Genomic DNA, 12,211 nt, shown 5'->3' with positions numbered 1-12,211 from the left:
TGGCCCCTTGTTTTATCCGCAATCCGGCGTCTCTATCCGCCTCAACGATCCCGGTTCAGGGCGATGAGTTTGTCGAGCACCACCTCACCATCAGCCCGCAAGCCGTTGTGCTCATACTCGTTGGTGATCCAGGCACGGCTGCTACCCAAGCCCCGCAGCGTCTCGCGACTGTAGTCAAACTCCACGTACATATCCTCGGCATAGACGGCGCAGGCCACCGGCACCTTGTTGCGGGCCAGCTGGGCCGGGTCATAGAGCGGCCCCCAATCCGCCTTGTTGGCCAACAGATGGGCAGCCTCTTTGAGGGGCAGCAACTCGCGGAACTGCTCGAACATCCAGGGGAAGATCATCTCGCCAGTAAAGGCAAAATCCTTGCCGGGTGCCCAGTTCAGTTCGGGAAGTTCCTCTCTGACCCGGGCGGCGGCCCAGCGAGTCGCCTCTCCTTCGGCATATATGGCCTCGTGCAGGATGGCGAACAGCGGATTGGTATTGAAGGGCTGCATGCTCTGCACCTGATAGAGAAATGCCGGACTCAGCTTGTCGCCGATAAAGGCCTCTTCCAGCAGATAGTAAAGCTCCTCGAAAGCCCCCGTGGCCCCCAGATCCAGCCCCTGCTGCTGGAACTGCTCCACCGTCAGGCGCTGACCATTGGGCAGCCTCACATCGTGCTGGTGCAGGTGGTTGGCCAGCCGGTTGGCGATGGGCTGGGCATGGGGGAAGCGGGCAAAGAAGGCGCGATTCTTGTCGGCCACCCGCAGATAGGTGGTGCGGTAGACCTCCTCTGCGCTGCGGCCAATCGGCGCGATGCCGCCAGTGATATAGACCTCCCGCAGGCTGTCGGGAAAGAGCGAGAGGTAGGTCAGGCAGCAGAAGCCGCCAAAGCTCTGACCCAGCAGGCTCCAGCGGTGGGAGGGACTCAGCTCCAGTCGGATAAATTCGGCGTCCCGCACTATGTTGTCGGCGCGAAAATGGCTGAGATAGTGCGCCTGCTCGGCTGGGGTCATTTTGGCCAGGATATGCCCGTGGATAGGGCTCGACATGCCGGTGCCCCGCTGATCGAGCAGTACCACCCGAAACTCCTCAAGCGCCCGCTTGAGCCAACCACTGTTAGCGCTTGGGCGCGGCGCCCCGAAACCGGGGCCGCCCTGCAAAAAGAGCAGCCAGGGGAGCTTGTCATCGAGCCGATCCTTGCGGCACAAAGTGCGGGCAAAGAGAGTCAGGCTCTCGCCATCGGGATCGTCGTGATCGAGTGGAACGGTAAAAAAGTGCGGCTCGCAGTGGATGCCGTCCAGTACGTAGTGCAGTGGGCTGCTCATCTTGACTCTCTCCATGTCGAGGTCGGAATAGGCTAAGCCCCATCTTAGCCCTGCTCGCCAGCCGGGTCATGCCGCTTTTTGCGAATGTGGAGGCTGGTTCAAAGGGTGCAAAAAAGAGGATTGAACCACGTTGTCAGGGAGGAGATTGCTTGCTGAATTATTCTCCTGGCCGGGAGATTGACGCCATGCCCCCATTCAACAAAGATGGCGAGCCTGCAGAGGAGTGCAGGTATTCAGGCCGTCAAAATGGATAAGGGAACGTGATGAAACCGAAGTGGATCAAGGCCGGAAAAAGAGAGAAAAAACCATGCCCTGGCAGCATGTTGCAGACCGGCATGTTGCTGTTCAGTGCCACCTGTGGCGCGACGCTCTTTTTAGCCGCGTGCAACGGCAACTAGAAATGAAAAAGCCCGCTCGATTGAGCGGGCTTTTCGAATTTGGCTCCTCCTACTGGACTTGAACCAGTGACATACGGATTAACAGTCCGCCGTTCTACCGACTGAACTAAGGAGGAATTGTGGTGCCCAGAGACGGAATCGAACCGCCGACACGGGGATTTTCAATCCCCTGCTCTACCGACTGAGCTATCTGGGCAACGGCGCGCATTAAACCCTTTCTGGACTGGGGTGTCAACCTTGCAGCCCCAGTTTCTGGCATGTTTTTGCATAGGGTGAACCAAGTGGCGAGATAGTGTGCAAGGAGCCCCTGACTCCACACCGGGATCCGGTTGTCGGCAGGTGCTTCTATCGAGGTTTTTTCCCTTTATAGAATTACCTTTTCGCTCTCTCACCCATCCCGAGCCTCCAACAAGTGAGTCCATTTTTTGTCAAAAAACGGATGAACTAACGTGCATGTTTTTTGTGCGCTGAAAAGTTACCAGAAATTGACCAGACAGGGTTTGGTGCGTCGATACCGAAGGACCTCCGGTCGCTCAACTTCCGTATCTGCGTTTGAAGAAGAGTGATAACCCCCTACAGCAAGAGCTGTAGGGGAAGTAAATACTTGTGCTCAATGTAGTCTTTTAGCTCATAAAGTGAGCAGGGCATCGGGGGGGACGGAAAAAAATAAAATATTTTTCTGTCAAAAATTGGACTCTATTGAGTTGTGATTTTCTGATTCTTTAGAGGGGGGCAAAAACTGATTTCGACTCTCCGGCTATAGGGGGATTTTGTAAAGCACAAAACATACCATGTGCAGGGAAGTCTGTTTTTATAAGGCATTATCGGATGGTTACGCTCTGGAGCTGGTCTTCCATTTCGGTTTTTCTTCGTCCAACATTCTTGTCATGAGTCACCACTGTGGGGGCTCTAGATGATAGGAGGTGCGATGCCCGAACAGGCTGTAGCTCCAACTGTAGATAGTACCAAGTTGGAGGAGTGCAGTTCAAAGCAGCGTGAAAGCAAAGATAAATACGAGCGTTCCCTTACGTGGATTACTTATGCCACTGGTCGCAAGGTTGGTTGTCTTAGTTTCACCAAAAATAAAGTCCGTTATCGGTTAAAAATTGCGAGCACGGACGAAGTCAGCGTTAAAGAGATACGTGAGCAGGCAAGAAAGCTAAAAGCGGAGTTTGTACTGGATCCTGTGGGATTCAACCAAACCTATCTTTCGAGCTTGTCAGTAGAACAGTTTATACATGATAAATACTTGCCTTCAGTACGAGCAACTCATCGGTCATATAAAACCATCGAGTCTCGGGTAAAGCCGATCGTGGCAGCTCTAGGGCTCAAGCCATTAAACAGAGTAACCCGTTTCGACATCGAGGATTTTCTTACAGAATCAAATAAAACGTGCTCTGTCGCCACGCGGAACCGCTACTTGGCACAGGTAAAGGCCATCATGTCCTTCGCTGTAGAACGTGGCATTCTCAAGTCCTCGCCAGCAGCAGGTATTCCGGCAAAGCATGAAGCTGTTTTGCCACCCAAGGGGTTGCCTGATGAGGTGGTGAATAAGGTGGTCCATCGTTTGATGAAAGACATCGACGATGAAAAAGCTAGGCTTCTGCTGTTCCTGTTTGCAACAGGGTGCAGGCTGGGTGAGGCACGAGCGCTACAGCTTCAAGATTGTAATCTCAATCGAAAGATTGCGTATTTGCCCACCAGTAAGTCTGGTCGAGAAAGGCTCATACCACTTAATCATTTCGCGCTGGAGTTGATTCAACTCCAATTCCAGCGCCATGGCACAACCGGTCTGCTCTTTAGAGGCCAGGATAGTGTCTCTCAGATTTCCGAACCTCGGCGGTATTGGTACCGGGTCTGCAATGATTGCGGACTATCAGGAGTGCGCATGCATGACGCCCGCCATACCGTCGCTACATCGCTGTTAAACCAAGGTTGCTCGCTGGATGTACTGCAAAAAGTCCTAGGCCATAGCTCGCCGAAAATGACTGAGCGATACGCACGCCTCCACGACACCACGCTGGTCAAGGCCGTCAACGAATTACACACCTTGTGGGACCTCCCACGCATCACCTGTTAACAATTTTTGGAGAATGGGGGAGGAGACTCCCCCATAAAGAATTATGCGTAGACCCAGATCTAGTAGTGATAACCCCCCGAGGCTTTTTGCCCGTCGTCCAGGGACTCAAGCATCTCTTGATAGGATGGCAAGTCAGGGTGTACCGCCGACAGACTCGGTACCGGACTCGGATCAGGAGGCATCAGCGCCAGAATCGCACCCTGCAGTCGCTCCTGACTCGCTGCCGTTACTGGTGGAGGACACGAACCTTGATGCACACCATGGTGATGCTCATCGAGCGAATATTGCCCCCGATGCTGTGAGCCCATTGTCCGAACAGCACGAATGTTGTCAGCCATATCCTGACAATGAGACTCAATATGAGTCTTTTGTTCGGCGTGAGCTTCTTATGCTGGATCAGTGTTCAGCAGAATACAGGTTGTACAACGAGGGGCGTTGCTCGATTGCCTCTGATGGGACTGTGTGTGACCTAGATGGCGTGGTGCTTTCCAGGTCTGAGCCGGAGATGAAAAAACCGGTTCATTCGATAGCTATTCCTGATGGGTTTGCGATGTCCCCGTGGGGGAAATTGGCTAGCGATCATGGCAAGCCAAAAACGATACTCGGTAAGCCATTGCTGCCGGTATCGATACTCCAAGCTGACAGTACAGACATCAGTGGTGTTCGTTTCATGTATCTGGATGAGCGGAAGCAATGCCAGCGCATCGACCTATTATTCGATAGGGTGATTCAGGACTACAAAACAGTGAGGGCTGCGCTATACCGCGCGGGGATTGAATGCCCAGGTGCACGGGAGGAGGGGCTACTGTCATACATGTCCGCCAGCATCAGTATCCAAGATATCAGCGTGGTCCATCAGCATCTGCAAGCGGGGTTTGTTAGCGAACATCCCTGCTATGTCTGGGTAGGTCGGTCAATTTACAAAACGGGCTATAGTGGTCCTCAGCACGAGCTGCTGTCCGCGCCTGGTGAGCATGACGCTATCCACTCGAATGGAACGTTGCTGGAGTGGAAAGAGAACGTCGCGCTTCCTGTCAAAGAGTCACCAACTATGCTCTTTGCAATCATGGCAAATCTATCCAATGTATTCATGAAGTTATCAAATACAGGGACCATGATTTTTCACTTCTATGGTGCAAGCTCTTGTGGCAAAACGACGCTTCTACAAGTGGGGCAGAGTGTGTCAGGCGTGGCATCTGACCCAAGTGCGGGCCCCGCAACGGCGATTGTGAAATGGGACGGAACATCTGCTGGGTTCAAAGGCATGTTTCAACAACGAACTGGCATTGGCATTTGTTTGGATGAACTGGGCTCATTGTCTAGTAACGATCCGCTTCAGTTTGCCTATTCGGTGACGGGTGGACAGTCGAGAGTGCTTGGCAATTTGAAGGGCACAGGTAATAGGAGCCCATTGGCATCGAATGTTTGTGCTCCCTCTTCGGGGGAGGAATCCTTCAAGGAACTGCTAGAGCGGAGCAAGGCGGGCACTAAAGGGGGGATATTCGTCAGACTGCTGGATATTGAGATGATGGCGGAGGATGTCGCGCTGGCGGGTGAGAGCCTTGAGCTGACTCGTTGCCGGGTGAATGGCCTTAAAGCTGCAACCTCTCAGTACTACGGTACGGCGATGCCTGCATATATTCAGGCGCTGTTGAATATGCCAGACATCGATACCCCTGCTGATTTAGCGGTTATCTTTGCTGCTAAGCGTGAGGAGTGCCAAGAGTTGCTGATGAGTCGCTCGGGATTAGAAAACCCTCCGCCTCTTGCTGCTCGTGGTGCTGGTTGCTTCGCAAACGTCATGGCAGCGGGGCGATTGGCCGTTGAGCTAGGTATTCTGCCGTTTGATGTGGCGTATGCAGATAATGCAGTTTTGGTATGCTTCCGACGGTGGCTCATGTCGATGGAAGGCATCATGGATGATGTCACCAGAGAGGCTTATCGGTTATTGGATACGCTCTCCGAGCAACGAAGAAAGATCCACATCGGCAAGCCATCCATGGAAGTGCGGGAGCTATTAGGATTCACGGAAGACGGAAAGCTTTATGTCGAAATGACCCAGCTTCAGAAACTGTTGACAAGCAAGCCGAAGCTGGTCATGAAGTGGCTTCGTGAAAACGGGTACATAGTGCACTATGCTGACGGACGATATGTCAAAGAGATCGTAATAGACAGCCTTCCTGGCAATTATTACGTATTCTCGGTGAACAAGGTATTTCAATTTAGAAGCCCGCTATTTGATGAACGGACTGAGAGCCTCGTCCAACCTTGCAGTACTGGTTCATCAACGGCCCCTGGCTCCCCCGCTCCGAGTTTCACCCGCCGCGCGACGAGCGAGACGGGGTGCGTGATGGTTGAGTCCTCACCAGACATGCCAGAGATATCGGTGGAAGTCGAAAAATTCTAAAAAATGAAAGGGGGCCAGTGCGAACTGGCCCCTTTGCTTTTATGGGATCCGGTGGCAAAAGCAGGCAGCAAGGGGAGGAACGTTTTAGCAGGCCGAGAAGGCCAGGATGATCTTGTTGCGGAGGTTTGGAGGGCGGTGCGGCCAAAACGGCTCATTGGGTCGCTAAACCGCGATACAGGTGCCTCGGCATGCGGGGATTACCCCAGTATTGCTCACTGGTGTGATCTCAGCCGGTGCTGTCGAACGGTCCAAAAAAAAAAAGAGGCCAGTAGAACTGGCCGCTTTGTCGTTACGAGCGTTTCGTGGCAGATATCGCTCACAGGAGTCAACTAATGACCAACTAACATGTACGCGTTGACGTTATCGATACACTTCATATCCGGCAGGAACGCGGTCTTCATTATCGACTTCCTCTCGGGATTCACCGATCACCCGGTTCACCCGATCCCAGAAAGCCTGGCCATCCGTTTCGGTCAGGCCGTATTCCTGCTTCACCTCGCGCTTTGCGGTGGACTCTTTCATCTGGATCATTTTACTCATGCATCACTCCTTGGATTGCTACTGCTTGATGGTTGACGACAATGCAGAACAGCGGCGACAGGTGGTGTCGCAGCATGTCAGGCGCTGTCGCCAGATGTATAAACTGGGATCTTTGTCACAAATGAATCAGGGCGGAGCCTGACTCATCAGGGTCAATAAATGGCGTAAATCACGGACGATCTGCTCATGGATAAAGCCGGGCGAGATCACGGTGAGTTCCGGCATCCAAGATTTGACGACGGGCAGAATCTGATTGGCATCGAGTACGCGACTGCTCAATAACAGCGCACCGTCATCTAGGGTTTTGACAATCTCCTGCTCGGGCAGCAACGGGCGATGCTGAAAGTTGATGGCGATGGAGGCACTGGCCTTGAGGAGCACCTCGATCATGCCGGAGCGCCAGAGCGTCGGGTCGGTATCGATCTGTCGTTGAATGTACGCGTCACGGGTGAAGGTCTGTTGCGATAGCTCAACCAGTGTGATGTTGCTCAGCGGATAGGCTTGCAACCTCCCCTCGCTGACACCGACCAAGTGCCAAGTACCCTTGTAGTTGACGAGCTGATAGGGGCTAAACAGCTGCTTGCGCTGGTCTTTGGTGATGAGCCAGCATTGTAGATGCTGGGTCAGTGCCTGCTCTAATACCGGTAACTGATGGCTCAGTGAGTCAGCTGATTGACCATCGAATCCCTTGATGGCGAAGAGGCTGGGGTTGCCTCTGTCCAGCAGCTGACCCAAACGATGTTCACTGGCGTGGGGGAACAGGTCGGTGATGCCCAACTGTTCGGCCAGCTTTCGCAGTTTTCTGTCGTTCTTGTGATTGAGAAACTCCGGATCCAGCCAGTATTGCTGGCTGCGGTGCTCTATCGGTAGATAGCTGAGGCGTTGATTGAAATCCCGCTGCAGGGTGCGCACGGTGACGTTGTACTCGGTGGCCAGATCACTCAGGTGTAGCCTCTCACCGCTGTACAGGCGGGTGAGGAGCATACCGAGGCGCTGAGCAATCTTGTCGTGTTCGTGCATACCATCACAGAAGGGAAATAACCGTGTCGCGGATTATCCAAACAGGCCGCGACACGGCGTGACGAATTGGATGGCAGGCAGTTTTTCGCAGAATCCATCATCGGCGATGGGCTTTTGTCATCAGGTGAGGGGTTTTGTTATCAACCGGCGAGGAGCGATTGAGAAGGCTCATAAACGACGACAGGTTTTGTGTAGCGGTTTGTCGGGACGGTCGCTGAAAACGGATCATTGGGCTGCTAAACAGCAATATCGGTATCTCACCACTGGATGAGATACCGACATATCTAGCTGGCCTGAACCCACTCGCCCTCTTCGGGAAGCGGCAGCGGCTTGGATGGTACAGAGTTGGTCAGGGCATCATGGATGCAGTTGGCTATTTTCTGGCTGGTCTGCTGCATCCGCGTGTTATGCAGGTGAGCATAACGCAGTGATGTCTGACTGCTCCGGTGCCCAAGCTGGGATTGCACATCAAACAGGGTGCCGCCGTTGGAGACAATCAACGCCGCGACCGAATGACGACAGGTGTGCAAGCAAACCCCCTCCTTATCTATACCGGCTCGCGCCAGCATCCGTTGAAACCCCTTGGTGGGATTCTGCAATGGCTGCCCTTGCCGCTTGCCGGGAAACAGGTAGGGATTTCCCTGTGTCACCGGTAAGTAGTTCAACAGCTCCACCGCCATATGGTTCAGGTGCAACACACGGCTATGGCCGTTCTTGGTGTGTGGAATGTATAGGGTCTTGTCCTCCTTGTTGTAGTGCTGCCATTTGGCCCTTGCCAGCTCGGCCCGGCGCAAGCCGGTGAGCAGCAACATCTTGACGTACTGACCGGTATAGAAACTTTCATGCCGATCAGCAGCCCGGAACAGGCGACGGATTTCATCTGGAGTGAAGTAGCGTTCGCGCCGATTGTTCTCTCGCAGCAACGACACCAAGGCTGCGGGATTCTCTTTAATCAGCCCGGCACGGGTCGCCCAGGTCATGATGGCCTTGAGCAATGCCAAGACGCGATTGCTGGTGGCCGGGGTGAGGCGCTTGAGCAGCATCTGTTGCATGTTCTGGATGCGGGTAACGGTGATCTCTTCCGGGATCAGGTTGCCGAAGATTGGCCGTAGGTGATTACGGAAGCGATGTTCATCCGTCTTCCAACTGCGATTTCTCGATTGCAGATAGGGCAGATAGTCTTCCTGAAACAAATTGCTCAGGGTCTTCTGGTTGCGCTTGTCCTCCTTGGCCTGCTGTGGATCAACGCCTTCGGCGATCTTGCGTTTGTAGTCGAGCGCCAGCTTGCGAGCCACGCTGACATCCAATGCGGGATAGTGCCCCAGCGCAATCGCCCGTTTGCGCCCATGTATCTGATAACGCAGCAGGAACTTGCGGCGGCCTTCCCCTTTGCCCACCAGACAGCGCAGACCGGTCACATCAGTATCTGAATACTCCGCTTCGGTACTGCGAGCGTCATCTGGGTTAGGGGGTAGATCGGCAATTCGCCGATTGGTGAATTTAAATCGGGTAGGTGTTTCGTTCATGGTTCGCTCCTCAACATGTGAGCTGGTTAGACACGGCATAGGCCCCCTTCACAGTGGAAAGGAGGCCAAATCCCCGTCTCTGGCTTGGCGATTGAAGTGGTCGTTGCTCATCGCGCCTTGGCCTGGTTGGCCCGGCACGATGACAACGCGGGAAAGGTGAGTGAACAGATGGCCGCCCCGGTCGCTACCCGGTCCGATCCCGTAAAAATGCTACCGAGCCCCGTGTCCGCCCCGCACAAACGGGGGGAAACGGGGCGCGTTTTTCCCTTTGAGTGATTAGACTTTTCCATCTCAACCCCGTGAACCCGCGAAATTTGCGGGAATAGTGGGTGGGATATTGATGTGACCGGGTTGCCCCGTAAATTCGGATTGCGCCCCGTGTCTGCCCCGCAAAAATGGGGAGTCACGGGACAGGTTTTTCCCTTGGCGTGATTGGGCTTTTCCGTTCCAACCCCGTGAACCCGTGAAATTTGCGGGAATAACAGGGGGATTATTCACACGAGAGGGTGAGGGTGTAGACGCCCAGCGACAGGTAGCTCAGGAAGTTGCTCTCCCACAGCTCATAGAACTCATGCAGCTCAGACAGCGGCACGATATGAACATGAGCAACCAACCCTTCCTGGCTTGAGAAATCAAAATCCACCTCCTTGGCCAGCTCTGCGTAATCCCCCATACCGACATAGGAAAAGTCCGTCATATAGACCAAGGACCATAGATTTCCTCGGCGTTGCAGACGGATTTCCACGGGATGAAAACCACCACTCTCCGGGCCATAGCTCGGGTCACGAAAGTTCATCGTCACAGCACGCGCTTGCTGCCATGTGGGCTTGTGGGTGTTCAGCAGCTCAGTCAGACATACCGCGAGCTTCAATGAAACCGGCAGGGGCAACCCCTGCCAGTTCAGTGCTATGTCACGGTTATTGATTGGGTCACGGCGATTCATTGGTGAGTCTCCTCACTGGCCGCAGTGTCACCGGTTTCGGTTTCAGAATCGGCCCCGGTCTCATCCATCTTGTCTGACAAACTGGCCTCGTCATTGGCTGTTTCCAAAAACGGGGGCTCATCGCATGGTTCGTTACCTGTGGCACTGTCCGAGGTCTCTTGTCCCTTCTGGCCCTTGGCCTTTCCCTTGCGGGTCGGTTTATCCATAGACGCCGGTTCACCCAGCTGAGTTAACCAGTCGCTCAATGACAACCCAATCCGATGGAAGGGGGAGTTGGGCTCGGCAGCAAGCAACAGCTTCTCAGCTCGCAGAACGGCAGCCAGGAAACCGTGGTTGTTGGCACTGCCACGAACAAACAACGCCTTGAGGGCTACCGATTTAAAGGGCGCATCCTTGAGCAAATCCAACAGCGCCAGAATGTCATCCAGAGATAACCAGTGCTTGCTGAACAGACCGCCCGTGTCGTTGGCGGTAATGCGCAATGCATAACGACCCTCGTCGTTTTTGCCAACCTCATAGTGCAAGAGACCATTGGCCCGAGAACTCATCTTCGGAGCCTTGGCCGATTTAATAACAGTCCAGACCGGAGCAGCCAGCGCTGCCGGTTGAGTGGCTTTAGTCATGATGATTTTCCTTGAGAATGGATTACTTAAAGAAGTCAGCCGCTTTGCTGCGATGACCCTGATGGATGTGACTGCCTAGCGAGGCTATGGCTCCGCTGATTACCCCTAAGTCATCGGTGAGACCGACACCGGGCAGAAAGTCCGGTATCGCATCGACCGGACACAACAGGTAGGCGAGGGCGCTGACCACGATGGTCTTGACCCACATCGGCGTTTGTTCGTCGGTCATCAACAGGTAAAGCAGGACAGCCTGCTCAACCAGTAACTTCATGCCCTTGATATGCTTGAGCTTGGCGAGCAACGAGGAGCGATTGATATCGGTCATGCGGCCCACTCCCCATCCCATTCAGACTCCAGTGCCAGGCTCACCACGCCGTCACTGATATCCACGACCGGACCGGAGTCGCGACCGGTAACGTGCAACAGCTTGAACACCGGATGAGCCTTGTCACTCAACACCGACTGCGAACCATCCAGAGCAATCCAGCTCTCCGGTAACGGCAACCAGTACACTGCCTGCTCGGCGCTGTCGGTGGTAAAACTGCTGGCCCCCATGTTCCAGACCTCCTCAAACACCCCGGACTCGACATCATGGGTGGCTTGACCGGAGAACGAGGCAATGGACAACACCAATTGCCCTATCTGAGCGGAGGGGAGTTGGTGCAAGGCATAGATATTGGTGTGGTTAAACACGGCGACCAGCACCGGTAAACCGGGCATGGGCAGGGACTCCGGTACATAACGACCGTAGATGCGAATGGCTTTGACCAGTTGATGATGACGCTGCAAAGCCCGAGACAGAGTATCGAGATAATCCTGCGTTGCTGTTTTGCCTTCACCAACCGCATCGAACAATGACAATTCAGACATAGATATATTCTCCTTGGATTGCCCAGACCTGCATGGTCATGGGGGATCAAGGAATTCATATATGTTTGAGAAAGGGGCTTTTACGGCAAGGGGAGGGCTGCAAATCAGGATTACCAGCAAGCGATAGCGGGTAAAAAGTGGTTTTGAAAAAGGCCAGTCAGATAAAGGGGTTTGGCGTTTGAACATACATATAGGGGCAAATTTTCATGCCCTCTAATCCCACCCTGATGAACAAGGAGTCATCATGCATTACCCACATTACTATCATCCCACCATTGACGACTATCAAGCCAATGAGCTAGTGAGTTGTGACTATCGCGAACAATTAGATTTGCGTCGGTTTGACGACAAGATAAACGGCGCATTGATGTTTGTTTTCGGCGAAGATCTTGAACATGTCCACATCGGTGCGTATTCCGGTGAAGTTGAACAGTGATTCCGGAATCTGTGAACACCATTTCCGGAAAGTATGCGGACAGGGATTCTTC

Annotated in this window: 12 protein-coding genes and 2 tRNA genes; 4 read left to right on the top strand and 10 right to left on the bottom strand. The window is 53.7% G+C overall.

The genetic code is table 11. From position 1 onward, the window contains the following. Positions 1 to 41 precede the first annotated feature (41 nt). Complete coding sequence (locus AACR93_RS07215) at positions 42 to 1,316, bottom strand: alpha/beta fold hydrolase (RefSeq protein ID WP_043850301.1); 1,275 nt, start codon at positions 1,314 to 1,316, stop codon at positions 42 to 44. A 263-nt stretch (positions 1,317 to 1,579) separates the two neighbouring features. On the opposite strand from AACR93_RS07215, the gene AACR93_RS07210 reads away from it, so the two are divergent. Further along, positions 1,580 to 1,714, top strand: coding sequence for a hypothetical protein (locus AACR93_RS07210; protein ID WP_269429846.1), 135 nt, complete (start codon positions 1,580 to 1,582; stop codon positions 1,712 to 1,714). Between the two features lie 40 nt (positions 1,715 to 1,754). Here the strand turns inward: AACR93_RS07210 and AACR93_RS07205 are convergent. Further along, positions 1,755 to 1,830 (bottom strand) — tRNA-Asn (locus AACR93_RS07205). 4 nt (positions 1,831 to 1,834) lie between these two features. Next, positions 1,835 to 1,910 (bottom strand) — tRNA-Phe (locus AACR93_RS07200). A 732-nt stretch (positions 1,911 to 2,642) separates the two neighbouring features. Between AACR93_RS07200 and AACR93_RS07195 the strand changes: the two genes are divergently transcribed. Then, on the top strand, positions 2,643 to 3,794 hold the full coding sequence (locus AACR93_RS07195) for a tyrosine-type recombinase/integrase (protein ID WP_042658476.1): 1,152 nt from the start codon (positions 2,643 to 2,645) through the stop codon (positions 3,792 to 3,794). Positions 3,795 to 4,299: 505 nt separating this feature from the next. Continuing rightward, entirely contained in the window at positions 4,300 to 6,201 is a 1,902-nt protein-coding gene (locus AACR93_RS07190; protein ID WP_197077940.1) for a DUF927 domain-containing protein, read from the top strand. A gap of 360 nt (positions 6,202 to 6,561) precedes the next feature. Here the strand turns inward: AACR93_RS07190 and AACR93_RS07185 are convergent, their stop codons facing one another. The 7 genes from AACR93_RS07185 to AACR93_RS07155 all read right to left on the bottom strand — a co-directional run bounded on the left by AACR93_RS07185 (position 6,562) and on the right by AACR93_RS07155 (position 11,723). After that, a complete protein-coding gene (locus AACR93_RS07185) occupies positions 6,562 to 6,741 on the bottom strand; it encodes a hypothetical protein (protein ID WP_029304370.1) in 180 nt (59 codons plus the stop codon). Positions 6,742 to 6,867: 126 nt separating this feature from the next. Then, the gene (locus AACR93_RS07180) at positions 6,868 to 7,761 is read right to left on the bottom strand and encodes a helix-turn-helix transcriptional regulator (RefSeq protein ID WP_043850299.1); all 894 of its coding nucleotides are present in this window, start codon (positions 7,759 to 7,761) and stop codon (positions 6,868 to 6,870) included. A 284-nt stretch (positions 7,762 to 8,045) separates the two neighbouring features. Continuing rightward, positions 8,046 to 9,287, bottom strand: a complete 1,242-nt coding sequence (locus AACR93_RS07175) for a tyrosine-type recombinase/integrase (RefSeq protein WP_043850298.1) — start codon at positions 9,285 to 9,287, stop codon at positions 8,046 to 8,048. Positions 9,288 to 9,777: 490 nt separating this feature from the next. Beyond that, complete coding sequence (locus tag AACR93_RS07170) at positions 9,778 to 10,230, bottom strand: DUF2787 family protein (RefSeq protein ID WP_052497054.1); 453 nt, start codon at positions 10,228 to 10,230, stop codon at positions 9,778 to 9,780. After that, entirely contained in the window at positions 10,227 to 10,853 is a 627-nt protein-coding gene (locus AACR93_RS07165; protein ID WP_052497053.1) for a hypothetical protein, read from the bottom strand. Before AACR93_RS07165 ends, AACR93_RS07170 begins: the two co-directional genes overlap by 4 nt. Before the next feature lie 22 nt (positions 10,854 to 10,875). Further along, positions 10,876 to 11,178, bottom strand: a complete 303-nt coding sequence (locus AACR93_RS07160) for a YkvA family protein (protein WP_052497052.1) — start codon at positions 11,176 to 11,178, stop codon at positions 10,876 to 10,878. Next, the gene (locus AACR93_RS07155; protein WP_043850297.1) at positions 11,175 to 11,723 is read right to left on the bottom strand and encodes a hypothetical protein; all 549 of its coding nucleotides are present in this window, start codon (positions 11,721 to 11,723) and stop codon (positions 11,175 to 11,177) included. Before AACR93_RS07155 ends, AACR93_RS07160 begins: the two co-directional genes overlap by 4 nt. A 244-nt stretch (positions 11,724 to 11,967) precedes the next feature. Here AACR93_RS07155 and AACR93_RS07150 point away from each other — a divergent pair, with 244 nt between their 5' ends. Continuing rightward, positions 11,968 to 12,159, top strand: a complete 192-nt coding sequence (locus tag AACR93_RS07150) for a hypothetical protein (protein ID WP_043850296.1) — start codon at positions 11,968 to 11,970, stop codon at positions 12,157 to 12,159. The last annotated feature ends 52 nt before the right edge of the window (positions 12,160 to 12,211 follow it).

This window comes from Aeromonas sp. L_1B5_3 (assembly GCF_963866575.1).
Lineage (GTDB): Bacteria > Pseudomonadota > Gammaproteobacteria > Enterobacterales > Aeromonadaceae > Aeromonas > Aeromonas jandaei.
Note: the sequence above shows the minus strand (reverse complement) of the source record. Positions and strands in the feature narration are given on the sequence as shown.